The 24207-nt window shown below is 64.9% G+C and carries 16 protein-coding genes and 1 pseudogene; 7 read left to right on the top strand and 10 right to left on the bottom strand.

Annotated features, from left to right (window positions below):
* Positions 1-281: 281 nt before the first annotated feature.
* The 4 genes from CP556_RS19875 (at position 282) to CP556_RS19860 (ending at position 5763) form a co-directional block, all read left to right on the top strand.
* Entirely contained in the window at positions 282-1037 is a 756-nt protein-coding gene (locus CP556_RS19875; RefSeq protein ID WP_098727190.1) for a helix-turn-helix domain-containing protein, read from the top strand.
* A 66-nt stretch (positions 1038-1103) separates the two neighbouring features.
* Positions 1104-3500 carry a heavy metal translocating P-type ATPase gene (locus tag CP556_RS19870; protein WP_098727189.1) on the top strand — a complete coding sequence of 799 codons (2397 nt, stop codon included), beginning with the start codon at positions 1104-1106 and terminating at the stop codon, positions 3498-3500.
* A 73-nt stretch (positions 3501-3573) separates the two neighbouring features.
* Positions 3574-4164 carry a DNA-3-methyladenine glycosylase family protein gene (locus tag CP556_RS19865; protein ID WP_098727495.1) on the top strand — a complete coding sequence of 197 codons (591 nt, stop codon included), beginning with the start codon at positions 3574-3576 and terminating at the stop codon, positions 4162-4164.
* Between the two features lie 273 nt (positions 4165-4437).
* Positions 4438-5763 carry a hypothetical protein gene (locus tag CP556_RS19860; protein WP_098727188.1) on the top strand — a complete coding sequence of 442 codons (1326 nt, stop codon included), beginning with the start codon at positions 4438-4440 and terminating at the stop codon, positions 5761-5763.
* Positions 5764-5862: 99 nt separating this feature from the next.
* Here CP556_RS19860 and katG read toward each other — a convergent pair whose 3' ends face one another.
* From katG to CP556_RS19845, 3 genes are all read right to left on the bottom strand, one after another.
* Positions 5863-8031, bottom strand: coding sequence for a catalase/peroxidase HPI (gene katG / locus CP556_RS19855; protein ID WP_098727187.1), 2169 nt, complete (start codon positions 8029-8031; stop codon positions 5863-5865).
* A gap of 430 nt (positions 8032-8461) precedes the next feature.
* Positions 8462-9805, bottom strand: a complete 1344-nt coding sequence (locus tag CP556_RS19850) for a RimK family alpha-L-glutamate ligase (protein ID WP_098727186.1) — start codon at positions 9803-9805, stop codon at positions 8462-8464.
* Positions 9806-9898: 93 nt separating this feature from the next.
* Positions 9899-11368 carry a flippase gene (locus tag CP556_RS19845; RefSeq protein ID WP_098727185.1) on the bottom strand — a complete coding sequence of 490 codons (1470 nt, stop codon included), beginning with the start codon at positions 11366-11368 and terminating at the stop codon, positions 9899-9901.
* Between the two features lie 946 nt (positions 11369-12314).
* Between CP556_RS19845 and CP556_RS19840 the strand changes: the two genes are divergently transcribed.
* Positions 12315-14171: a PAS domain-containing protein gene (locus CP556_RS19840; RefSeq protein ID WP_098727184.1), complete on the top strand. Its 1857-nt coding sequence runs from the start codon at positions 12315-12317 to the stop codon at positions 14169-14171.
* 155 nt (positions 14172-14326) lie between these two features.
* On the opposite strand, the gene CP556_RS19835 is transcribed toward CP556_RS19840, so the two are convergent.
* Positions 14327-14914, bottom strand: coding sequence for a response regulator transcription factor (locus CP556_RS19835; RefSeq protein ID WP_098727183.1), 588 nt, complete (start codon positions 14912-14914; stop codon positions 14327-14329).
* 116 nt (positions 14915-15030) lie between these two features.
* Positions 15031-17187 (bottom strand): phosphoribosylformylglycinamidine synthase subunit PurL, encoded by a 2157-nt coding sequence (gene purL / locus CP556_RS19830; RefSeq protein ID WP_098727182.1) that lies wholly within the window; start codon positions 17185-17187, stop codon positions 15031-15033.
* A gap of 130 nt (positions 17188-17317) precedes the next feature.
* On the opposite strand from purL, the gene CP556_RS19825 reads away from it, so the two are divergent.
* Both CP556_RS19825 and CP556_RS19820 read left to right on the top strand, forming a co-directional pair.
* Positions 17318-18001 carry a PHP domain-containing protein gene (locus CP556_RS19825; RefSeq protein WP_098727494.1) on the top strand — a complete coding sequence of 228 codons (684 nt, stop codon included), beginning with the start codon at positions 17318-17320 and terminating at the stop codon, positions 17999-18001.
* The gene (locus CP556_RS19820) at positions 17998-19140 is read left to right on the top strand and encodes an asparagine synthase C-terminal domain-containing protein (RefSeq protein WP_098727181.1); all 1143 of its coding nucleotides are present in this window, start codon (positions 17998-18000) and stop codon (positions 19138-19140) included. The genes CP556_RS19825 and CP556_RS19820 overlap by 4 nt, the downstream gene beginning before the upstream one ends.
* A 16-nt stretch (positions 19141-19156) precedes the next feature.
* Here the strand turns inward: CP556_RS19820 and CP556_RS19815 are convergent.
* From CP556_RS19815 to CP556_RS19795, 5 genes and pseudogenes are all read right to left on the bottom strand, one after another.
* Positions 19157-19482: pseudogene (locus tag CP556_RS19815) on the bottom strand (cupin domain-containing protein).
* Between the two features lie 101 nt (positions 19483-19583).
* Positions 19584-20675, bottom strand: a complete 1092-nt coding sequence (locus CP556_RS19810) for an Mrp/NBP35 family ATP-binding protein (RefSeq protein WP_098727180.1) — start codon at positions 20673-20675, stop codon at positions 19584-19586.
* Between the two features lie 137 nt (positions 20676-20812).
* Complete coding sequence (locus CP556_RS19805) at positions 20813-21124, bottom strand: hypothetical protein (RefSeq protein ID WP_098727179.1); 312 nt, start codon at positions 21122-21124, stop codon at positions 20813-20815.
* Complete coding sequence (gene nrfD / locus CP556_RS19800) at positions 21121-22473, bottom strand: NrfD/PsrC family molybdoenzyme membrane anchor subunit (protein ID WP_098727178.1); 1353 nt, start codon at positions 22471-22473, stop codon at positions 21121-21123. The genes CP556_RS19805 and nrfD overlap by 4 nt, the downstream gene beginning before the upstream one ends.
* A complete protein-coding gene (locus CP556_RS19795; RefSeq protein WP_098727177.1) occupies positions 22470-24116 on the bottom strand; it encodes a 4Fe-4S ferredoxin N-terminal domain-containing protein in 1647 nt (548 codons plus the stop codon). Before CP556_RS19795 ends, nrfD begins: the two co-directional genes overlap by 4 nt.
* Between the last annotated feature and the right edge of the window lie 91 nt (positions 24117-24207).

The raw sequence follows: 24207 nt of genomic DNA, 5'->3' as shown, positions 1-24207 counted from the left end.
AAATAACACTTCCAACTGTATAATTGTTAGGAGTATTGCGTATAATTCTATCACGTGTTACGTCTACCGCCTGTATTGAACGATTCGCTAGTGACTTCGATACGGTATGCGAGCGGTTCTATGACGCCGTCGTCTACTTCAGTCCCACAGACGACCACCATCACCAGGACAGCACGATGAAGACCACGTGTGCAAAGACGTGACCGATCACGGCCGCTTCGAGGCTTCGACGACGGAAGCTGGCGGGAAACCCTTTGTCGCGTCGGCCCCTTCCTCGGGATATGAGAGAGTTCGTCTTCGCCCTCGAGTACGAGCCCGGTTGCAACGGGGTGGCGGACGCGCTCGCGGACCACCCCGACGCCCGGGTCCGCTCGCTGTCGCTGCACGCGACCGACGACCGCCTCTGGCGAGTCGACCACGCCACCGGCACGCCGGACGCGCTCGCGGACATCGAGGACGCCTTCCTTACCAGTGACTACTACGCGGACTGTCTCGCGACCGACGACTGCGGCGCGACCCAGACCACGCAGGTGCTCGACCGCACTGACGACACGCTCGTCCTCTACTCCGACTGGGAGCGCACCCCAACCTGTGCGTCCGTCCCGCACATCGCCCGCGACCACCTCGGCGACGGCGTCCTGTTCGAGACCCGCCACGAGGGCCGTCACTACACTTGGCGGATCGTCCACTCCGGCGAGGGCGACGCGGCCGCGTTCTTCGACGCCCTCGAGGCCGCGCTCGGCGACCGCGCCCGGATGGAAATGCTTCGAGCGGCGACGACGGATACCGATGCGCCGACGGGCGACGCGAACGGTGGGTCGAACGAACTCACTCCCGAACAGGAGGCCGCGCTCCGGGCCGCCGTCGAACACGGCTACTACGAGTCCCCTCGCGAGATCGACGCCGGCGACCTCGCGGACCACCTCGACATCCCGCGGTCGACGCTCACCTACCGGCTTCGCCGGGCCGAAGAACACCTGGCCAAGCAACACGTCGCGAGCGAGCAACTGGTCGACGGGCCGTCGACACCGCTCTAGCGGCCCCGAAGATTATTGGAATATTCCAACGAAGGCTTATCGAACTGACGCGCTTACCTTTGGGTAATGACTGACGAATCGGATGCGACGAGAGGAATGGACGAGGCCGGCCAGCGACGGGAACTAACCGTCCGGCTCGCCGTCCCCGAGATGGACTGCCCATCTTGTGCGGGAAAGGTCGACAAGAGCCTCGGCCGCGTCGACGGGGTCGTCGACGCCGACCTCAATCCGACCACCGGAACGGCCACGGTTACGTACGACCCCGATCGAGCCAGCGAGGCCGACATGGCCGACGCGATCGAAGGTGCCGGCTACGAGGTCATCGGAGGGACGGACGGCGACGAAGAGCCGACCGAATCGGCCTCGAGCGCCGGCGGTGTCGACGTCGCACCGCCGTCAGAGGTCTGGACGACCCCCCGCGCGAAGAAGACGTGGCTCGGCGCGGTGTTCGTCGCCCTCGGGCTGGGCTTCGAGTTCCTCCTGACGGGCGGGAACGTCGCGGTGGCGAGCGTCCTCGAGTATCCGCTCCATGTCGCGGATCTACTATTCCTCGGCGCGGTCGCCGTCAGCGGCGTCCCCGTCGTCCGGAGCGGCTACTACTCCGCGACAAACCGGAGTCTCGACATCGACCTGCTGATGGGGACGGCGATCATCGCTGCGACGGGTATCGGCTACTTCGTCGAGGCCGCCACGCTGGCCGTCCTCTTCAGTATCGCCGAACTGCTCGAGGACTACGCGATGGACCGGGCCCGAGACTCCCTGCGCGAGCTGATGGAGCTCTCGCCGGACGAGGCCACAGTTCTGCGCGACGGCGAGGAAGTGACCGTCGACGCGGAGGACGTAGCGGTCGGCGAGCTCGTCGTCGTCCGGCCAGGCGACAAGATCCCGCTCGACGGGACGGTCCGCGAAGGCGAGAGCGCGGTCGACGAATCGCCGATCACCGGTGAGAGTGTCCCCGTCGACAAGTCTGCTGGAGACAAGGTGTACGCCGGCGCCATCACCGAGGAGGGCTACCTCGAGGTCGAAGTCACCTCGACAGCGGGCGACTCGACGCTCTCGCGGATCATCGAGATGGTGCAAGGCGCACAGGCCGAACAGACCGAAACGGAGCAGTTCGTCGATCGGTTCGCGGGCTACTACACGCCCGTCGTGGTCGTGCTGGCGATCCTGACCGCTGCCATCCCGCCGCTCGTCATCGGCGACCCCGTCACCGCGGGCGTCGCCGGCTACGAGCTCGTATTTACCGGCGACTGGGGGACGTGGTTCGTTCGCGGCCTCACGTTGTTGGTGATCGCCTGCCCCTGCGCGTTCGTCATCTCGACGCCCGTCTCGGTGGTCTCGGGAGTCACCAGCGCAGCGAAGAACGGCGTCCTGATCAAGGGCGGCAACCACCTCGAGGCGATGGGCGAGGTCAACGCCGTCGCCGTCGATAAGACGGGTACACTCACGAAAGGCGAACTCGCCGTCACCGACGTCATCCCGGTCGGCGACGCCGACGAGGCGACGCTCCTCCGTCACGCCGCCGGACTGGAGCGACGCAGCGAGCATCCCATCGCCGCGGCGATCCTCGCCCGCGCCGACGAGGCGGGCGCGACCGAGTTGCCCGAACCGACGGGGTTCGAGAGTCTGACCGGCAGGGGTATCCGCGGGGAGATCAGCGGCGAGACGTACTACGCGGGCAAGCCGGCGCTGTTCGAAGAGCTGGGGTTCGATCTCTCGCGGGCCCGTGCCGACGGCACGTCGGACCCGCGGACTGACGGTGGCGTCGCCCCCGAGGGAACGCTCGAGGCCGACGATGGGGCCTTCGCCACGGACACGCTCGCCGCGCTCGAGCGGGAAGGCAAGACGGTCGTCCTCGTCGGAACGGAGACCGAACTGCTCGGTGCGGTCGCGATCGCCGACGAGGTCCGACCGGCCTCCAAGCGGGCGGTCGAGCGGCTCCACGACCTCGGCGTAGAGCACGTCGTGATGCTGACCGGCGATAACGAGGGGACGGCGCGGGCGATCGCCGAGCGGGTCGGCGTCGACGAGTACCGCGCCGAACTCCTGCCCGACGAGAAGGTCGCGGCCGTGGCGGACCTTCAGGAACGGTACGGCGACGTGGCGATGGTCGGCGACGGCATCAACGACGCGCCCGCGCTGGCGACCGCCGAGGTCGGCATCGCGATGGGCGCGGCCGGCACCGACACCGCCCTCGAGACGGCCGATATCGCGTTGATGGGTGACGATATCGGGAAGCTCCCGTATCTCTACGAGCTGTCCCACACGGCCAACGGCGTCATCCGACAGAACGTCTGGGCCAGCCTCGGCGTGAAGGCGCTGCTCGCGCTCGGCGTGCCGCTGGGGCTGGTGAGCGTCGCGCTGGCGGTCGTCGTCGGCGACATGGGCATGAGCCTCGGCGTGACCGGCAACGCGATGCGACTCGCGAATGTGGAACCCGAACGCTCCCCGGACCTCGAGTGACTCCCTCGAGCGGGGCCCCGACCGAGAGGTCTATGCCTTCCCGGCCCCGTGCTCCCGTATCGACAACGTGCGCATGAACGAAGAGGCACACGCCGTTCTCCGCGAGGACCCCGTTATGGCGGGGCTCCTCGACAGGCACGACCCATACGCCGAATCGGACCGGGACGAGTACGAGCGGCTCTGCATTTCGATCATCAACCAGCAGCTCTCGACCGCGAGCGCGGCGGCCGTCCGCGAGCGCGTGTTCGATCTCCTCGAGGGAGACGTGACGCCGGCGTCCGTCCTGGCCGCGGACGAGGCGGCCCTCCGGGATGCGGGGCTCTCCCGGAGCAAGGTCGAGTACGTGCAAAACGCCGCCCGCGCCTTTCGGGAGAACGATTACACGCAAACCGGGTTGGCCTCGTACAGCGACGACGAGGTCGTCGATCGACTCACCGATATCAAGGGGATCGGCGCGTGGACCGCGCGGATGTACCTCCTGTTCGTCCTCGAGCGCCCGGACGTGCTCCCGCTCGGGGATCTCGCCGTTCGCCGCGGTATCGAGCAGCTGTACGGCGATGGCGGGGAGCTGACCCGCGCTGAAATGCGCGAAATCGCCGAGCCGTGGCGGCCGTATCGAAGCGTCGCCACGCGGTACATCTGGGCCGAGTACGAATCTGACTGAACCCGATCGGTCTCTGACCCGACGGAACCCGTCCCGACTCGATCGGCTCCCGCATCCCGGTTCAAGAGAGTTCGGATCACGCCCCGATTCTCGCGAGCGGTAAGCACGTTCTACACGCATCTCGGGGTCGTGAAACAGTCACCGCCAAGACGGACAACACCGGATTACGACCCGGCCACTGCCGGCCGAAGGAAGGGGCTCGAGAAACGAGACACTGTCCCGACGGGATGGCCCTGTTGACTGAAGTACGGATCGATCGCAGTGCCACGGGAGATGGCGAACGATACGTCCCCGACGGAGACCGGCGAAGCAGAGCAGCGGCGAATGACCACCGATATCGAGCGGATCCGGGAGTGGGCCGAGGCCCGCGACGCTGTCCCGGTCAGGGTCCGAGATAACGAGGATCACGGCCACTCCTTCGCCCGGCGCGACGAGATGGGCGAACACCACGAGGAGTACACCTGGGACGAGTTCGAGCAGCGATTCGACGACGACGACCTCGTATTCGTCTACCATGAGGAGGAGCCGACCGGCGAGGAAATGGGCTTCTTCGAGATCGTCGAGCGCGAGCACGCGTTCGAACGCGCCGATCTCGGCCGGGACGAACTCGAGGACTCGCTGCGAAGCGGCGAGACGGTGACGACGGAGATCGTCGAGACGCAGGTCGTCGAGCGGGAGATCGTCGAACGAGATACGATTGAGAGCGAAGTAATCGACACTGATCTGGTTGAACGCGATGTCGTCGACTCCGAACTGGTGAGCCGCGACATCGTCGAGACGGAGTTCGTCTCCGACGACATGATCGAGGTGACGGTCGACGAAACGAAGATGGACACCATCGAGGAGATCGAGCGCTACATCGTCGAGAGCGAGGTCGTCGACGTCGATATCGAGCAGGACGAGGAACTCGAGCGAGACGACATTCAGACGGACATCGAACTCGAGAGCGTCCAGCGATCCATCCTCGAGAGCGACGTCGTCCGCTCGAACGTGACGCCCGACGACGTGGTCCAGCAGGAGGTCATTCAGAGTCAGCGGACCGAGGGAGACGCCGTCCAGAGCGAACTCCTCGAGCGCCGGACGGTCGAAGAGGAGGTCACCGAGCGACTGCGGATGCAGTACATGCTCGAGGACACCGAACTGATCGAGTCCGAAGTGCTCACCAGCGAGGTGCTCGAGGGAGAGATCATCGACGTCGACGAGTACGAGTCCATAGGGACCGGCGGAATGGAACCCGGAACCGCCGGGGCCACGGGCGACGAGACGATGGCTGGCACCGGAGCTGACGCCGACATGGGACCGGCGGATGAAGTGGGAACGGCGGACGAGATGGGAACGGCGGACGAGATGGCGGAGCCGTCGGCGATCGAACTCTCCCACCACGATCAGGGGAAAGACGTCGTTGACGAGTCGGGCCAGCAGATCGGCATGGTCGCCGAAGTCGAGGGCCAGACGGCGTACGTCGATCCGGAGCCCGGCCTGACGGATCGGCTCAAAGCGCGCATGGACTGGGGCGGCCACGGAGACGACGACTATCCGGTCGATTCCTCGCAGATACTGGAGATCACGGACGACGAAGTCGTCATCCACAGCGAATAGAGAAGTCGGTCGCGGCGGGAGACCGCGACCGGTCGATGATCGATCCCAGCGAACGCGACGGTCCGTCGGCGATGCGTCAGCGGCGGTGCGCCCGCTCGCTTACTCGAGGTCGAAGCGATCGAGCGTCATCACTTTGTGCCACGCGTCGACGAAGTCCTCGACGAGCGTCTCCTCACCGTCAGCGGCAGCATAGACGTCCGCGGTGGCGCGCAGTCGGGCGTTCGACCCGAAGATGAGGTCGAAGCGAGTGACTTCCCACTCGATCTCGCCGGTGTCGCGGTCGCGCACTTCGAAGACTTCCTCGTCCTCGTCGAGCGGCTCCCACTCGTAGCCCATGTCCAGCAGGTTCACGAAGAAGTCGTTGGTCAGGGTTCCCGGTTCGTCGGTGAAGGCCCCGCGGTCGGCGTCCCCGTAGGTCGCGCCGAGCGCGCGCATACCGCCGATCAGCACGGTCATCTCGGGCACCGTCAGGTTCAGCAGTTCCGCCTTGTCGACCATCCGCTCCTCGGGCGTGTCGTACAGGTCGTCGACGTCGCCGTCGCCGAGGTAGTTGCGGAAGGCGTCGACCTCCGGTTCGAGCACCTCGAAGGAGTCGACGTCGGTCTGGTCCTGCGTGGCGTCCGTGCGACCGGGCTCGAAGGGGACCTCGACGTCGTAGCCGGCCTCGGCCGCCGCCCGCTCGACGGCCGCGTTGCCGCCCAGGACGATCAGGTCGGCCAGCGAGACCCGTACGTCGTCATCGCGCGAGGCGTTGAACTCCGCCTGAATGCCCTCGAGGGTATCGAGCACCGTCTCGAGTTCCTCGGGTTCGTTGACCTCCCAGTTGCGCTGGGGGTCGAGCCGGACGCGAGCGCCGTTCGCGCCGCCGCGCTTGTCGCTGTCGCGGTAGGTCGAGGCCGAGGCCCACGCGGTCTTCGCCAGTTGCGAGACCGGGAGGTCCGAGGCGAGGATTTCGTCTTTGAGCTGTGCGGCCTCCTCGTCGCCGACGAACTCGTAGTCGGCCTCGGGAATCGGGTCCTGCCAGACGAACGTCTCGTCGGGGACCTCCGGGCCGTGGTACCGCTCGGGTGGCCCCATGTCGCGGTGGAGAAGCTTGTACCACGCCTTCGCGAACGCCTGCTGGAAGGCCTCCGGATCCTCCCGGAACTCCTCTAAGATCTCCCGGTAGTCGTCGTCGTGCTTGAGAGCCACGTCCGTCGTCAGCATCATCGGCTCTTCGGTCTCCTCGGGGTCGTGCGGGGTCGGCGCCTCCTCGATCTCGTCGCCGACCGGTTTCCACTGCCATGCCCCGCCGGGGCCCTTGACCGAGGTCCAGTCGTGATCCAGCAGGTTGTCGATGTAGCCCATGTCCCACTGGATCGGCGTGGCGTTCCACGGCCCCTCGATACCGCTGGTGATGACGTCGAGGCCGCCGGCCTTGTCTTCGAGGTGCTCTTGGGCCCAGCCGAGACCCTGCTGTTCGATGGATGCCGACTCGGGATCGGGACCGACGTGCTCCTCGGGGTCGTCCGCGCCGTGGACCTTCCCGAAGGTGTGACCGCCGGCGATGAGCGCGACCGTCTCCCGGTCCTCCATCGCCATGCGCGAGAACTCCTCGCGGATGTTCTTCGCGGACCCTTCGACGTCCGGTTCGCCGTACGGGCCCTCGGGGTTCACGTAGATGAGCCCCATCACGGTGTTCGCGAGCGGGTTCTTGAGATTGCCTACCTCCCCGTCCTCGAAGCGCTCGGGTGAGGTCGTCTCCCACTCGGTCTCGGGCCCCCACTCGACGGCCTCGTTGGACTTGAACTCGTCCTCGCGGCCGCCGGCGAAGCCGTACGTCTCGAAGCCCATCGACTCCAGCGCGACGTTCCCGGCCAGCACGATCAGGTCGCCCCACGAGAGCTTGCGGCCGTACTTCTGTTTGACCGGCTGGAGCAGCCGACGTGCCTTGTCGAGGTTCACGTTGTCCGGCCAGCTACTCTCCGGCGGGAGGCGCTGTAGACCGCCCGACGCGCCCGCGCGGCCGTCGGCTGTCCGGTAGGTCCCGGCGCTGTGCCAGGCCATCCGGATGAAAAACGGCCCGTAGTGGCCGTAGTCGGCCGGCCACCAGTCCTGGGAGGACGTCATCACGTCCTCGATGTCCGCTTTCACCTCCTCGTAGTCGACCTTTTGGAACTCCTCGGCGTAGTCGAAGTCCTCGCCGTACGGCCCGGCGTCGAAGGCGTTATCGTCGAGAACGTCTAATCGCAATAGGTTCGGCCACCAGTCTTGGTTGGACCATGTCATCGTCCGTTAAAAGCCACGTTCGCCTATTAATATTTTCGGTGCTATAACGTTGTCTTCCCACTGCCAAAATAATTTTTTCGTATATATTAACACTGGTTGGCTCCCGCTCGGCTTCCGGTTCGGTCCGGATCGAGGAACGTTTAGAATTCGAGCGTCTTCCTCGAAGCGCTCCCGAGATCCGTCCGCGATCCACTCGAAACGCCGCGACGTAGCTAGACCGCTAGCGACGCGGAGTCTGTCCCGTCGACGACGGTCTTCGCAAGGGGCGGCGATCAGTCGCCCCTCGGATCGTCACCGTCGGTCTTCGACTCGTCCGGCGGACGCGATACTCGCCATTGTCGGACGCCACGAATCGGAAGCCATCGTCGGTCGTCAGTTCGATAGGAGATATACAACAGTTCGGCCGTTCCGAGATCGATCGTTACGTTTCTTATTCCTCTTCCTCGGGCGTGTCGGCCGCGTCGCTGTCGATCCGACGACTAACGTCGACCTGATAGTTTCCGAGAATGTCTCGCCCGAGCAAGACGGGGTAATCCATGTGGCTGCGGTCCTCGACGCTAGCCGTAACGGTGTGTTGGTTGCCGCCGACCCCGACGACGACGTCGACGACGGGGCGGCTCTTGGACTGTTTGCTGCTGCCGGATCGAATGCGGGTGATGGACTTGATCGGGCCGGCCCCGATATCGGCGGCGAGACTGGTGTCGATGCTCGTCCGTGTGGCACCGGTGTCGGACTTCGCGAGAACCGTTTTCGACCCGCTGGTCCCCGAGAGAATGACTTCCTCCGTGTAGCCGATCACCGCTGGTTCCGTATCCTGTCCCCTCACATCCGGGGGCTGTGCTGCCGGCCGGGAGTCGTCAAGGACGTTCGCGAGATCTCGCACGCGCTCGTCGTCGACCTCGCCGCCCGCCCGTTCGATCGCGAGTTTGGCGATATACGGTGCCGGGCTCATCTGGGTCGCCTCGTAGAGCCCCTTGAACCCCGCCGTCGGGTTGACCTCGAGGACGAACCAGCCCTCGTCACCCTCGACGAGGTCGACGCCGGCATAGTCGAGGCCGACGATATCCGATGCGCGCTGGGCCATTTCGCGAGCCTCGTCGGGGAGGTCGTCGGTCGCGTCCTCGACCGAGCCGCCGAGCGCGACGTTGGTTCGCCAGTCGTTGTCCGGCGCGTAGCGATACATCGCGGCCACGACCTCGCCGCCGACGACGTAGACGCGCAGGTCGCGATGGCGAACGTCCTCTTGGTCGACGAGTTCCTGCAAGAACGCATACCGGTTACCGACCTTGGCGTTGATCGGGTCGTCGGGGCCGACCTTCCACGTCCCACCACCGTGAGTGCCGATGGCGGTCTTGTAGACGGCCTCCTCGCCGTAGCGGTCCCGCGCAGCGTTCAACTGCTCGCCGCTCAACGCGAGCGTCACGTCGGGCGTCCGCACGTCGTTCGACGCGAGCGCGGTCGCCGTCGAGAGCTTGTGGATCGCCGTCATCACCGCCATCGGTTCGTTGAGTGTCGGAACCAGCTGAGAGAAGGCGTTTACCAGCCCGAGTTCCTCGGCGGGCTGTTCGGTATTCGATAGCAGTACCCTGTTCGCGATGACATCCACCGCGGGCTCGAGCGTCGGACTTCCGTCGGCGACACTGACGGACGTGTTCTCGGAGCGAAGCCACTCGGTGTCGTGTCCCAGATCCTCGACGGCGTTGAGAATTGCTTTGGTTTCCTTGCTCGTATGAAGACTCAGTACCCCCACGGTCACGGGATCGGCAACGGCCATACTGCCTAGACACCGAACCCTCGGATAAGCGTTGATAGTTCACTCAGTGATAGCGGAATCGGATGGGGGACATCCGGACGGTTCGAGCCGCTGTCACCCGATGACTGACCGAACCTGTCCCGGATCGACTAGGCCACTCAGCACCGCCAGCACGGCCCAGGTGACGGCACCGAGAGCGATCGCCCCGAACAGCATAAGCAGGTTCGAAACCAGCGGCGTTACGAGCAAGACGGCGGCCGCCATGACGCCCGTAATTCCACAGACCATCCCAGTCGTCCGCGCGAGTCGCCCCACGTGCAAGCCGAGTTCGGTATGGACGATATAGAGGTTGACCGCGACGTACACCGAGTGGGTCGCCACCGTCGCGATCGCCGCCCCGACGACGCCGATCAGCGGGATCAACACGATGTTCAGTCCGAGATTGGCCAACGCCGTCGCGCCCTTCGCGACCGCTCGAGCACGAGCGCGACCCAGATAGTCCAGGCTATCGCTGGTCAGGTTCGTGATCGCCTGTAGCACGACGAATCCGGCGAGCACCTGTAAGACGGGAATCGCACCGGCGTAATCGGCCCCGAACACCATCGTCAAGAGCGGTCCCGCGACGATCGTGAGGCCGGCCGCTGCCGGAATGTAGAGCAACAGGATGTTCGTCAACGAGGTCTCGTAAATCCGTCTGGCTTCCTCGAGTTCGCCGGCCGCCTTCTGTTCGCCGAAGTTCGGCGAGATGGTAAAGCCGAGCGACGCCGCGGGCGCGAGCACGAACTCGGTGATCTGCTTTGCGAGGGTATAAAAGGCGACCGCAGCCGGATTGATGAAGGCGCCGACCAGCACGATGTCGATCTGCTTGTCGATGACGTTCGCACTCTGGGTCGCCGTCAGGGGAACGCTGTACTCGAGGAGGCGGCGCGAGAGGCCGTCCTCGTATTCGTCCGCGGCGTCGTATCGGACGTAGAACCCGTAGTAGATGATTCCCATTCCGATGACGGCGGCGATGGCGTAGCCGACGATGTACCCGAAGAACGCGCCGAGCGCACCGAACCCGGCGAGGACGAACGCGACGACGAAGACGAGTCGGGCAGCGCCGCTGATCGCCTGAACGAGCGCGCTGTAGCCGAGGTGGTTGAAGCCCTGTAACGCCACCCGCGCGAACGCGCTAAAGGAAAAGACGCCGAGATAGATCACGCCCGCGGCGAGAAACGGGGCCGCACCCGGTTCGCCGAGCGCGACCGCGATCTGCTCGTGAAAGAGCAACAGGGCGTAGGAGACGAACGCGATCAGGATGAGTTTGACCGTGACCGTGGACCTGAGCAGGTGCGGGATCTGGCCCGGGTCCGCCTCGCGGTATTCGGAGATGTACCGCGCGACGGACCGGCTGAGACCGAGGTCCACGAACAGTTGGATGATCGCCAACACGCCGATCGCCCAGTAGAGCACGCCGTAGCCGTCCGGCTCGAGCAGATACCGCGCCAGGACGAACATCAGCAACGCGCTCGAGAGCATGTAGACGCCACGCGCGGCGAGCGTTGCCTTGAAACCGCTGACGATGTGGTCTTCCCTATTCATAGTAGACTGGGACGGTGAGAGACGCGCGACCGTCCGATGCGACGGTGAACTCGACCAACGTGGTCGTCCACTCGAGGGATCGGACATTTGTAATGCGGCGACAACACGCGGAAATGGGCCGCAACAGCGGCGGTGACGGGGTCGGTCCGACGAACGGTCCCAAAACGACCTGCGCGCCGGATCGACGGGGTACAACTCGAGTGTACCGTCACGCAAACGATCGCAAGCGAACCATACACGGGGCCAAAGTGCTGTTGGACAGAATCAGAACTGTACTGTACAGGGTGTTCAGTAGTGAGTTCGATGAAAGAAGTTCCCTGCTACCGTGGCAACAGGAAATCGCCACGCCCTCCCCAACCGATTGCTACTCACGGACCGGAGGCCCCAGGTCACTTCGTTCCCCGTTCACCTCGCGGTTCTCACTCCTGACAGCCGCTCCGAACGACGCACCGTTCGTATGGTTTGCGGGATCGACGGTCCTGAGCTATTCGTTCACTTATCCCTCACGCAACGTCATCGGCCACCCCCACTGACGTTCGGTCGGCCTGCTCACGGCTCGCTCCGCTCTCCAGTCGCTTCCGAGGCGCGACTATCGGGAGCGCCTCGCTGACAGCGCGCACCACCGCACGCCGGTCGGCTGGCACCGAGTAATACGGTGTTTCCCTATACCGATCAACTGGTTTGTGCGCCGGTCACTGACTCGACGTGGCGCGACGATCACGGTTTTGTTTGCGCTCCCGCCCCCTCTCAGTCGATGGCATTGCGGTGACTGTGTGAACTCGTGTGGGTGAGTCGCACGCTACTGCTCGGCCACGACACTGAAATAGGCGTCCCACGAACGATGTGCTGACTGTCTGTCGATGATGCAAACGGCTGAGGGAGGGGATCTCCTCGAGAGAGATGAAGGGATGAATCAGTCGCCGAACGGAGGTGGAGAGCCGTGACGATGCGATCCGTTCCGATCGTCGACCGGGTCACCGACGCCTTCTTCGCCCTCGATACCGGCTTTCGGTTCACCTATCTCAACGAGCGAGCCGAAACGCTGCTGAAACGCTCGCGCGCGGAGCTGATCGGCCGGGTCATGTGGGACGAGTTTCCCCAGACCGTCGAGACGCAGTTTCCCGAGGGCTTTCACCGCGCGATGGACGAACAGGTGCCGGTTTCCTTCGAGATTTACCACGCTCCCCTCAAGACGTGGTTCGAGGCGCGGGCCTATCCCTCCGAGACCGGCCTCTCGGTGTACATGCGCGACGTCAGCGAGCGGAAGGCTCAGGAGACGACGCTGGCCCAGCACGCCGCGGTCGTCGAGGCGATCCGGGACGCCGTCGTCACGCTCGATCGCAACCGCGAGATCGTCACCGTCAACGGCGCGACCGAGTCGATCTTTGGCGTCGGCCGATCGCGACTCGTCGGCGAGCACATCGAGACGCTGACCGAACTGGCAGGGATCGACGCCGAACGCGCCGTCGAGATCGGCCGGGCGATCACCGATGTCGACGTCGGCAACGCCGGCCGTCGCCAGCTCGAGCTCCCCTACACCGGTCGGGGCGGCGACGACCGAATGGGTGAGTTCCGGTTCGTCCCCGTCGAGGACAACAGGGCGACCGTCGCCGTCGTCGTCCGGGACGTTACCGACCAACACGAGTACGATCGCGTCGTCACGTCGTTACACGAGGTCACCCGGTGGCTCCTCGAGTCCGACGACCCCGAAGAGATCTGCGCGATCGCCGTCCACTCCGGCAGCGACCTACTCGATCTCCCCATCAGCGGCATCTGGCTGCTCGAGGAGGAGCAGGGCTATCTCGAGCCGGTCGCCGGCACCGCCGGCGCACACGACGAGTTCGGTGGCCTCCCGCGGTTCAATCCCGGAGAGGGGCTCGTCTGGGATGTCTTCGAGGCCGGCGGCGTCGAACTGTTCGACGACCTCGAGACCGTCGACGACATCTACAACCCCGAGACGCCGCTGCGCTCGGAGATCATCGCACCGATCGGGACCCACGGCGTGCTCATGACCGGTTCGCTCGAGCCCCACCGGTTCGACGAGAGCGACGTCGACCTCATTTCGACGCTGGTCGAGAACACGCGGGCCGCCCTCGATCGGGCCGACCGAGAACGGATCCTCAGGGACCGCACGGACGAACTCGAACGCCAGACTGAACGCCTCGAAGCCGTCGCCGACGTGCTCTCGAACGACCTGCAGCGCCAGCTCGAGGCCGTCGCCGACGCGCTCGAGGACGACGGAGCCGAAGCATGGGAGTTTCCCCTCGCGGAGGACACCGTCGAAACGACTCTCGACCGGGCCGAGCGCCTCGTCGACGACGTTCGGGAGTTCGCCCGCAATGCCACGGCCATCGGTACCCGTGCTCGGCTCGACCTCGAGTCGGCGATCGACGACGCCATCGGGGAGTCCCGCCTCGAGGCGGACGCGCTCGTCGTCGACGCCCCGGCCACGCTCCGGGCGGACCCCGAGCGGTTCGTCCACCTGCTCGAGACGGCGTTCGACAGCGCCGCCGCGCGGGCCGACGGCGATGTGACGATCCAGATCGGGCTGGTCGGCTTCGAGAACGGCGGCAGTCGCGGCTTCTTCGTGCTCGACGACGCCGCGGAGATCCCACCGAACGCACACGAACGCGTCCTCGATCCGACCGCTGACGACGACACCGCAGTCGACGGACTCGGCCTCGCGCTCGTTCGGGCCATCGGCGAAGCCCACGACTGGAAGTGTACCGTCACCAACGGCCAGAACGGCGGTACGCGGATCGAAATCCGAGACATCACGACGCTCGAACGACGACTCGAGTAACCGAATCGGACCCTCGAATCCGCGTTCGGGGTAGGCCGATCAGGGGTAAGCGGATTCTGCGCTGGGACGATTCAACGTTGTGACCGTTCCGCGCGGACGAACGTTCCGGCTCGTCGACTGATGGACTCCGGCTCACCACGCCGTCTCGATCCCCGCTACTCCTGAAAAACGGATTCGCGCGCAATGTCCTGACAGAGCTCCCGATAGCTGTTCTGTTCGAGGAGTTCCTGCATCGTGTCGTTGACCCGGACGCGGAGGACGGCCATCCGGTCTTCTAGTTCGGCGTACTCCTGGCTGGACCGGCGTTCGGACTCGGTCTTCTGGTCGTCCAGCAGCGCCTTCTTGGACGCGAGTGCGAAGAGCTCCTGGAGTTGCTCGTCGTGGGTCGCCCGGAGGAGCAACTGGTCGATAATGTCGACCAGTTCGTCCTTCGAGACGGGCTTGACGAGGTAATCGTCGAATCCGAGCTCGACGATGTCGAAATCGGGTTCGACTGCCGTCACCATCGCGACCCGGCACTCGAGTGACTGCTCTCGAATGGTCTCGAGGACGGTATCGCCCGAGAGACCGGGCATCCGACGATCGAGGAGGACGACATCGATCGCGCCATCGATCGCCTCAAGCGCTTCGCTGCCGTCGTAGGCCGTCTCGACGTCGCAGTCGTCCTCGAGCCACGCGGCGTAAAGGTTCGCGAGGTCGGGCTCGTCTTCGACGATCAGGACGGACGGGGTGTCTGTGGACATCGAACTTCCTCCGGTCTGGCGGTTCGTTGGACGAATCGGCCCGGTCGTATATCAATATACCGGACAATACGGCGAAAAATCCGTCGAATCGGTTCGTGGACTCTCGATCGGTCCCGTCACTCGAGTTCGCGTTCGATCGTCGCGCGTCGCTCGCGGATCGCGGCCGCGTCGGTCTCGAGCGTTCGATCGCCGAGATCGATCGCGAGCCGACCCTCGTCGGTCGCCGTCCCGAGTTCGACGACCGGGGCGATGCCATCGAACGCCTCGCGGACGGCCGCGACCGATTCGGTCTGGATCAGCGCGCGGCCCGGCTGTTCGTGGAACAGCGCGCCAGCGGGATCCGCCGCCGGGATCGACACCTCGAGGCCCGCGTCGTCGCCCACCATTTCGGCGAGCGCAACGGCGAGGCCGCCGTGGCTCACGTCGTGAACGGCCAGCGTCGAGTCGTCGTTCGCGACCGCCGCCAGCGTCTCGACGACGCTCGCGGGATCGTCGGGCAGCCCTGGGAACCGATCGCTGCCGTCGAAGCGCGCGAGGTACTCGGAGCCACCGAGCCGGGACTCGTCTCGATCGAGGCCGAGATCACCGACGAGGACCAGATCGCCCTCGGACTCGACCGACAGCGGCGGCGCATCGTACCCGTCCTTGGAGCCGACCATCGCCAGCGTCGGCGTCGGCGGAATCGGCCCCGCGACGGAATCGTTATACAGCGAGACGTTCCCGCCGACGACCGGCGTCGACAGCGTTTCGCACATCTCCGCGAGGCCGTCGACGATGCCGGTGAAGCCGCCGTAGACGTCCGGCTTCTCCGGGTTGCCGCCGTTGAGACAGTCCACCGCGGCCAGCGGCGTCGCGCCCTTCGCCGCGATGTTCGTCGCGTTCTCGAGTGCGACCGCGCGAGCGCCCTCGTATGGCGCGACGGCGGTCCAGTTCGGTGCGGCACCAGAGGAGATCGCAAGCCCTTGCTCGGCCTCTCGGACCGCAACGATCGCCGCGTCGTCGCCCGGTCCGACGCTCGTTCGCACGCCGACCTCGTGATCGTACTGCCGGTAGACCCACCGCTTCGAGGCGGTGTTCGGACTCGAGACGACGGCATCGAAGGCCGCCTCGAGGTCCGCGTCGGGCAGGTCCGTCTCGGGCTCCTCGAGTTCCTCGGTCGCGAGATCGTTCATCGGCGCGCCCTCGCCGAGGAAGTAGGCGTCGACGTCGACGACTGTCTCTCCCTCGAAAAGACACGTGTAGTTTTCGTCGGTGACCTCGCCGATGACCGAACAGCCGAGATCGAACCGCTCGACGATCTCGCGCACGCGGTCGACGTTCTCCGGCTTGACCTCGTAACACATTCGCTCCTGAGACTCGGCCAGTAGAATCTCCATCGCGTTCATGTTCGGCTCGCGCTGGTGGACTCGCTCGAGTTCGATGCGGGCACCGAGGTCGGCCTTGGCGACCATCTCGCTCGAGGCCCCGCCGAGGCCGGCGGCGCCGAGGTCGCGAGCGGACTCGATCAGGCCTTCATCGACGAGTTGCTCGTTGGCTTCGATGAGCAGCTTTTCGGCGTACGGATCGCCGACCTGTACCGCGGGTCGATCCGCCGTCTCGGCGTCTTCGGCGAGGTCCTCGCTGGCGAAGCTCGCGCCGCCGAGCCCGTCGCGGCCGGTGGCGTTTCCGACGAGGAGGAGTTTGTTTCCCGGCTGCTGGGCCTCGGCGGTGACGAGTCGCTCCTCGTTCGTCAGCCCGACGCAGGCCACGTTAACCAGCGGATTCCCCTCGTAATCGGGGTGGAAATCGACGCTTCCGGCGACCGTCGGGACGCCGATACAGTTGCCGTAGTGGCTGATTCCCTCGACAACGCCCTCGAAGAGGTACTGCGAGTGGTCATCGTCGAACTCGCCGAAGTACAGCGAGTCCGCGAGCGCGATTGGATACGCACCCATCGAGAGCGTGTCCCGGACGATGCCGCCGACGCCCGTCGCCGCGCCGTCGACTGGGTCCACGTAGGAGGGATGGTTGTGGCTCTCGATTCCCATCGTGATGTACGTGCTCCCGTTTCCGTCTCCGCTTTCGCTGTCGGGGAGCGCGACAACCGCCGCGTCGTCGCCCGGCCCGACGACGACTTGCTCGCCCTCGCTGTCGAACGCCGACAGCAACGGTCGCGAGGAGCGGTACGCACAGTGCTCGCTCCAGAGGTTCTCGAACAGCGCCGCCTCCGCTCGAGTCGGTTCCCGCCCCAGCTCGGAGACGACGAGTTCGCGGTCCGAATCGGCAAGACTCATTCACCTAGGTGGTGAAAGTCGGCCGGTAAATGGGTTTCTATATGCACGAACGTGGATAAAATCGGTCGATGGGCGGCGTCGAGAGGTGCGGACCGAGTCGTTTTTCATCAGCCCCGCTAAACGTCCGCCCGTGCTGTCGGTCGAACTTCACACGCATTCGTCGTTGTCCTACGACGGTCGCGACCCGGTCGAGCTCATTTTGGAGCAAGCCGAGGCCGTCGGTCTCGACGCGATCGCGGTGACGGACCACGACGAGATCGATGCGAGCCTCGAGGCCGCCGAGCAGGCCCCCGACTATGGCCTCGTGGGCATTCCGGGAATGGAAATCTCGAGCAAGGCGGGTCACATCCTCGGACTCGGCCTCGAGAAAGCGGTTCCCCCGGGACTTTCCTTCGAGTCGACGCTCGAGGCGATCCACGACCAGGGCGGATTAGCCGTGATCCCCCACCCGTTTCAGGAGTCGCGCCACGGCGTGATGGCGAGGGTCTCCCGCGAACAGCTCGCGCTCGGCGACGCCATCGAGGTCTACAACTCCCGTCTGTTCACCGGTCGGGCGAACCGGCAGGCCGAACGCTACGCCAGGTCTCGAAATCTGCCGATGACCGCCGGGAGTGACGCCCACATCAGCGAGATGGTCGGGCAGGCGATCACCCGCGTCGACGCCGACGACCGCTCCGCCGATGCGATCCTCGAGGCGATCGCGGCGGGCCGGACGACCGTCGAAGGGAAGCGAACGCCGTGGCGGATCAGCATTCGACAGTTCGCCGGCGGCGTCACGCGACGAGTGGGTCGCGTTTTCAATCTCATCCGATGACCGACACAACGCTTCACGGTACCGAACCGCCGATCGTCCGCGACGCGCTCGAGCGCGCCGACCCGCTTCCGGGAACGGCCGGCTTCGCGGGGGAGATCGACGGCCGACTCGTTCGAGACGTGCTCGGGAGAGTTCCGCTGTTCGTCGAACTGGAAACGAGTCTCTCGCACGCGGGACCGTCGTGGGCGTTCGAGCCGACCGTACTCGAGAACCCGATCCTCTTTCCGGCCGGTGCGGTGGCAGCCGTGGACGATCCCGTTCCCGACGCCGAATCCCGCTGGGCGCTCCCCGATCCGGCCCCCGTATCGGACCACGAGGCCGCGATCGACGACCTCGAGGGCGCAATCGAAACGGCGATCGCGAGCGTTCGGCAGGACGATCGCGATATCGCCGTCGCCTTCTCCGGCGGCGTCGACTCGGCGCTGGTCGCCGAACTGCTCGACGCGCCGCTGTACGTCGTCGGCTTCTCCGACAGCCACGACGTCGCGGCCGCGCGGACGGCCGCCGATGCGATGGGGCGCGACCTCACGGTCGTCGACCTCGAGCCGGCCGACCTCGAGCGCGCCGTTCCGTCGGTAGCGCGAGCGACCGGACGGACGAACGCGATGGACGTCCAGATCGCGCTCCCGCTCTACCTGGTCGGCGAGCGCGTCGCCGCGGACGGGTTCGACGCGCTCGCCGTCGGTCAGGGAGCCGACGAGCTGTTCGGCGGCTACGAGAAGGTCGTCCGACTCGACCACCGGGTCGAGGCCGAGACCGTCCGCGGAGCCGTCCGCGAGGGAATTCGAAGTCTCCCGAACCAACTGCCGCGGGACGTACTGACGATCGAGGCGACGGGCCTCGAGTCAGTCGCGCCCTTCCTTCACGACGCCGTGGTCGAGGCGGCGCTTCGACTGCCCGACGAGCTACTGGCCGACGCGGACGAGCGAAAGCGCGGGTTCCGACGAGTTGCGGACCGGCATCTGCCGGCCGAGGTCGCCAGCAGGGACAAGAAGGCGGTCCAGTACGGTAGCCTCGTCGCTCGCGAACTCGATCGACTCGCCCGGCAGGCCGGCTACAAGCGTCGGATGGACGATCACGTCGGGAAGTACATCGTCTCGCTGCTCGAGGACGAGGAGACGCGGAAAAGCTCAGACTGACTGCATCACCGGCACCTCAGGACGGCATCGGACAGAGGCTCGCAGTGAAGATCACCGTCTCGTCGGTCTCGTTTTCCGCACCGTGTCGACGCCGCGCTCGTGGTGGACGACTCCTGGCGCGTCGATCTCCTCGCGCTCGTCGTCCTGAATCACCGTGACTGTCCCCTCGAGCACGTGAAACACGTTCGTGCTATCGGCGTGCTCGTGGGCCTCGAGTTCAGCACCCGGTCCGAGCGCGAAGGCCTTCACGAGGACATCGTTGCTGACGACCAGTTCCGCGGTCTCGACCTCGCCGGCTCCCGGCTCGAGGTCGTCGATCGAATCGGCGTACGTATCGAGCATTGCGTCTCTGTTCGATGGACGGAATCATAACTGCAGGGGACGGAGAAAACGGGTTCGGAGAGAACGATGAGCCGCGATAGGTGAGCGCGCCGTCGGAGCGCTCAGTCTTTCGTCTCGGTCGGTAGCTTGTTCGCCGGTTCCTGCGTGATGTTTTCCGAGACCGTACGGCGGTTGGCCTCGCCGATTCGGTCGGCGACCTCGCCGACGAGGTCCTCGAGGTGCTGTTGGACCTCGCTGTCGTCGTCCTTGACGAGCGCCCCCTCGCTGCCGTCGGCCCCGAAGTCGGGGTGGATCGGAATCTTGCCCAGCAGCGGAACGTCGTACTTGTCGACGATGGTGTCCGCACCGCCGGTCCCGAACAGCCCGTGCTGGTCGCCACAGGACGGACAGATGAAGGAGCTCATGTTCTCGACGACGCCGAACACCGGCGTGTCGTGTTTGTTGAACATCTGAATCCCCTTTCGGGTGTCGTCTAACGCCATCTCCTGGGGCGTCGTGACGACGACCGAGCCCGTCACGGGCATCGACTGCAAGAGGTTCAGCGTCGCGTCGCCGGTCCCCGGCGGGAGGTCGACGATGAGGTAATCGAGTCGTCCCCACTCGACGCCCTCGAGGAATTTCATCATAAACTTGTTGACCATTGGCCCGCGCAAGATTGCGGGGTCGTCGTCGTCTTCCATCATCATGCCCATACTGATGACGCGGACACCGTCCGAGCGTGGTGGCACGATTTCCTCGTTGGGCGTGACGCCGGGGTCGCTCTCAGGCGGGAGGATCTGCGGAACGTTCGGCCCGTGAATGTCGGCGTCGAGCAGGCCGACCATCGCACCGCGTTTCTCGAGTCCGGCCGCCAGGTTGGCCGCGACCGTCGTCTTGCCAACGCCGCCTTTGCCGGAGGAAACGGCGATGACGTTGCGCACGTTCGGGAGGACCTCGTCGTCGAAGCCGTGTTCCTCGCCGACGTGGGCCCGCAGGTCGGGCTCGAGACCGGCGTCCTCGATGACATCGCGGATCTGATTCCCGATCGCCATCTCGGAGGGAGCGTACGGCGCGTTGAACGCGAGCGAAATGCGGGCCGTCTCGTCGTCGATAACGACGTCGTTGACCAGTCCGAGCGAGACGATGTCTTCGCCGATGTCCGGATCTTCGACCTCCTCGAGTTTGATCTCGAGTTCGTGTTCTGTAATGCTCATAGTGGCTGTGTTAGTCGTTGGAAGGATGTGGAACGGGATACGTGTGATGGTTCGGGACCGAATCACTGCTGAACGGCACCGCTTACGGGTTGACGGTCGCGAAAAATAAATCGGTGTTCGTTGTGAGACGGCGACGGTTACGGCGGGCCGACGCCGCTGATCGGCTCCGGCGGGCCGCCGTAGAAGACGATACCGATCAGGACGGTCAGGACGAACATCCCGACCCACATCGATGTCGTCAGTCCGACGAGGTAGCTCACGCCGAGCAGTCCGGTCTTCGTGTCGCGGGGTTCACCGAGGAACCACGCCGCGAGCATGATGTAGACCGGAACCAGGATGACCGCGAAGATGATCCAGGTTCCCTCGTTGGCGAAGCCGGTGAAGCCGGCGGTGCCGTCGTAGCCGTGGTACAGGAGTTCCGATGGGATCGCTGTCAGTGCTGCGTTCATGCTTCCACCTCGGGTTCGGTCGCTTCGTCATCGTGTGCGTGGTCGCCGCGCAGGTGTTCGACCGCGTGGAGTTCGACCACTGGAACGAGCTTCGAGAGGTTGAGGAATAAAAGTGCAACCAGCGCAGTCGTTCCGACGAGCGAGAGCCACTCGATGAGGCTCGGGAAGTAGGTCCCGGGCGTGTTGGCGTAGATGTCGAACGTCGGGTGCAGGAATCCCTCGACGACGAACAGGATCTTCTCGGTCAGGGTCCCGGCGAGGATGATACAGCTGGCGATGAGGGCTCGCTTCTTACTGAACAGGGCCGGACGGATCCCCTGCAGGAAGATATACACGAGCGTGCCGAAGATCATCGTCATCGCAACCTGGTAGACCGGATGGCCGATCTTCGCTTCGATCGCGACCGCCTTGTTGGTCGGTCCGAGGAAGACGCCGTTGATGATCGTCTGCAGCTGGAACCACAGGAACAGCAGGGTGAAGAATCCGAGCCACAGGAGCAGTCCGCGGAAGATGTCGTCGGTGATGATATGATCCCAGTCGTAGGCTCGGCGGAACGCGTAGGAGATGATCATGATGCCGCTGATCGCCGACATCAGCGCGATACTGAGGAACATCGGCCCCTGAATCGCACCGGTCCAGCCGGGCATCGCCGGAAGGAGTGCGAACAGCCACGGAATCACGCCGCCGTGGAGCAAGAGGGGGGCCATGATGATGACTGCGGCGGCGAGCCACCAGACCATCCGATCGATGACCTTGTCTTCTTTCTCGCTGTAGCCGATAGTCAGTATCTTGTAGACCGGTTCGAACTTGTCCGGCAGATCGTCACGCAGGCGGTTAACGTCATAGCGCAACGTCAGTCCGAGGTAGGTCGCAGACAGCACGAAGTAGGCCGTGATGACGGTCACGTCCCACACGAGCGGCGAATTGTTGACCGTGATGTGGTAGTGACCAATGACGCTCGTCACCATCCGGTCCGGACGTCCCATGTGGACCAGGATGTAGAAGCCGGCGGCCGAGAGACCGCCGATCGTCGTCATCTCCGCGAGTCGAGCGACCGGCATGTACCGGTCCATATTGAGCAGGCGGACGGCGGCCGAGAGGATGATGCCGCCGTGAGCGACACCGACCCACCAGATGAACGCGCCGATGTACAGTCCCCAGGTCGAGCCGCCACCGCTCCCCCAGTCGCCGAGGCCGGTGACGATAAGGCCCTGCTGAAGCTGGTAGGCCCAGGCGATGAGGAAGGCGACGAGACCCAGTGTCGCGGCACCGTACAGGATGAAGTACTTCTTCGTGAGCGTGTTGATCGGACGAAGGATGTCCGCTTCCGTTGGCTCCTTCGTACTCATAAGGACACCCCGTCAATCCGCCCGACCGTGCCTTCGTCGAGGTCCTCCTGGCGCTCGTCGAGCAGGTCGACGTCCTCGTAGGCGGTCGGACCGTCGACCTGGTGGGCCTCCGGTCCGGGCTGTTGGCCGAGGTAGGTGATGTTCGGGTTCGTTCCGATGTCCTCGAGCAGTTGGAACGAACTCGGGTCGCCCGTGTATTGCTCGAGTCGGAACCGAGCCTGCTGTTCGCTGCCGTCGCCGAGTCCCAGTTCGGTATACGCCTCTTCGGTGTCGAGGTCGACGTACTGCTGGAAGGCCTCGACTGCGGAGAGGATATCCTGTTCGGCCGAGAGGATGGAGTTGTTCTCGTCGTCGCTGGGCTCGGTGCCTTCGCTGACCATCTCGATCGACTTCATGACCGCGAGAATGTCCATGGTGAGCCCCTCGATATTATCGATCGCAGTCTCGAGGTCGTCGCCCTCGCTGAGGGCGCTGTCGATCTGGTCTGCCGACGGAGCGGATTTACTGCTTTCGGTGCCGTTCGTCAGGTGAATGACCGCGCGACTCTTGACTGGGTGCTCGCGGTGCTGGGATGGATCGCTCTTCTCGTCTTTGACGTTGCCGAACTGGATCGCGCCCGGCGGACAGGCCGACTCGCAGGCGGTCGTCCCGACCTGCTCTTCTCCCTGTTTGCCGTCCTGCATGGACGGACACATCGTACACTTGCTCATCGTCCCGCGAGGCGCGCGACTGTCGACCCAGCGCTCGCCGTGATCGTACTCGGCGTGCGTGATCTGGTCGGGGTTGTCGGGATCCTCGAGGCCGTCGATGTCCTCGTAGGCCGTATCGGGTTCGTCCCACTGGAAGTAGTTGACGCCGTAGGGGCAGGCGACCTGACAGTACCGGCAGCCGATACAAACGTCGTAGTCGGTCAACACGAGACCGTCCTTGTCGCGCGTGTGACGCGCCGTTGTCGGGCAGACCTTCTCGCAGGGAGCGTCCGTGCAGTGCTGGCACGGCCGCACGAGCATGTTGAAGTCGCTCCCCATGTTGAAGTCGGTGTAGACGTCGTACTCGGAGCCCTCTTGGCCGTGGTGGTTGTCGTCCTCCCAGGCCATGACGTACATCCAGTTGACGCCCTGGTCGAGATCGTTCTCCTCGGAACAGGCGGTCATACAGGAGAGACAGCCGTCACACCGCTCGAGGTCGATCGTCATCCCCCACTGGGTGTCGCTCTCCTCGGTGGTCTCTTGGCGCGGGCCTTCGGCCACGCTGTGCTCGGGACCGTCGCTGACGGTACCGAACGCACCGAGGCCGACGGCCGTCGCGCCGACGCCCATCTTCTTCATGGTCTCGCGACGGGTTTCCTCGCCGTCGCCGTCGAACTTATCGACCATTCGGGAGAACGTCCCCTTGGCCTCCTCTTGGGCCGCCTCGTAGGCCTCCTTGGTCGGTCGCTCGTCCTCGCCGAACTCCTCCATCACATCCTCGTGATACTTCTCGTGGAAGTCGGCTTCGGAGAGTTCGCCCTTGGTGACCCGCATCGCGTCGCGGGCCATGTCCATACCGAGTTGGCTGTCGTACTCGGTATCGTCGAGCATCGTCTCGAGTTCGCCTTCCCACTCGTCTCCGAGGGGGTGGAATGATTCATCGTCCGTGCTCATTAGATCAGAACACCTCTGTATATGACACTGGTGTCATGCCGAGAGTACTCGACGGCATGCACTTCAAATCGTTCATTTGTGGATCCTCATT

It is taken from the genome of Natrinema sp. CBA1119, from assembly GCF_002572525.1.
In the GTDB taxonomy this organism is placed as follows: domain Archaea; phylum Halobacteriota; class Halobacteria; order Halobacteriales; family Natrialbaceae; genus Natrinema.
Note: the sequence above shows the minus strand (reverse complement) of the source record. Positions and strands in the feature narration are given on the sequence as shown.

Bases quoted from the DNA above. Each gene is read 5' to 3' on its own strand.
- CP556_RS19875 (WP_098727190.1), top strand. From the start codon at position 282: ATGAGAGAGTTCGTCTTCGCCCTCGAGTACGAGCCCGGTTGCAACGGG.
- CP556_RS19870 (WP_098727189.1), top strand. From the start codon at position 1,104: ATGACTGACGAATCGGATGCGACGAGAGGAATGGACGAGGCCGGCCAG.
- CP556_RS19865 (WP_098727495.1), top strand. From the start codon at position 3,574: ATGAACGAAGAGGCACACGCCGTTCTCCGCGAGGACCCCGTTATGGCG.
- CP556_RS19860 (WP_098727188.1), top strand. From the start codon at position 4,438: ATGGCGAACGATACGTCCCCGACGGAGACCGGCGAAGCAGAGCAGCGG.
- katG (WP_098727187.1), bottom strand. From the start codon at position 8,031: ATGACATGGTCCAACCAAGACTGGTGGCCGAACCTATTGCGATTAGAC.
- CP556_RS19850 (WP_098727186.1), bottom strand. From the start codon at position 9,805: ATGGCCGTTGCCGATCCCGTGACCGTGGGGGTACTGAGTCTTCATACG.
- CP556_RS19845 (WP_098727185.1), bottom strand. From the start codon at position 11,368: ATGAATAGGGAAGACCACATCGTCAGCGGTTTCAAGGCAACGCTCGCC.
- CP556_RS19840 (WP_098727184.1), top strand. From the start codon at position 12,315: ATGCGATCCGTTCCGATCGTCGACCGGGTCACCGACGCCTTCTTCGCC.
- CP556_RS19835 (WP_098727183.1), bottom strand. From the start codon at position 14,914: ATGTCCACAGACACCCCGTCCGTCCTGATCGTCGAAGACGAGCCCGAC.
- purL (WP_098727182.1), bottom strand. From the start codon at position 17,187: ATGAGTCTTGCCGATTCGGACCGCGAACTCGTCGTCTCCGAGCTGGGG.
- CP556_RS19820 (WP_098727181.1), top strand. From the start codon at position 17,998: ATGACCGACACAACGCTTCACGGTACCGAACCGCCGATCGTCCGCGAC.
- CP556_RS19810 (WP_098727180.1), bottom strand. From the start codon at position 20,675: ATGAGCATTACAGAACACGAACTCGAGATCAAACTCGAGGAGGTCGAA.
- CP556_RS19805 (WP_098727179.1), bottom strand. From the start codon at position 21,124: ATGAACGCAGCACTGACAGCGATCCCATCGGAACTCCTGTACCACGGC.
- nrfD (WP_098727178.1), bottom strand. From the start codon at position 22,473: ATGAGTACGAAGGAGCCAACGGAAGCGGACATCCTTCGTCCGATCAAC.
- CP556_RS19795 (WP_098727177.1), bottom strand. From the start codon at position 24,116: ATGAGCACGGACGATGAATCATTCCACCCCCTCGGAGACGAGTGGGAA.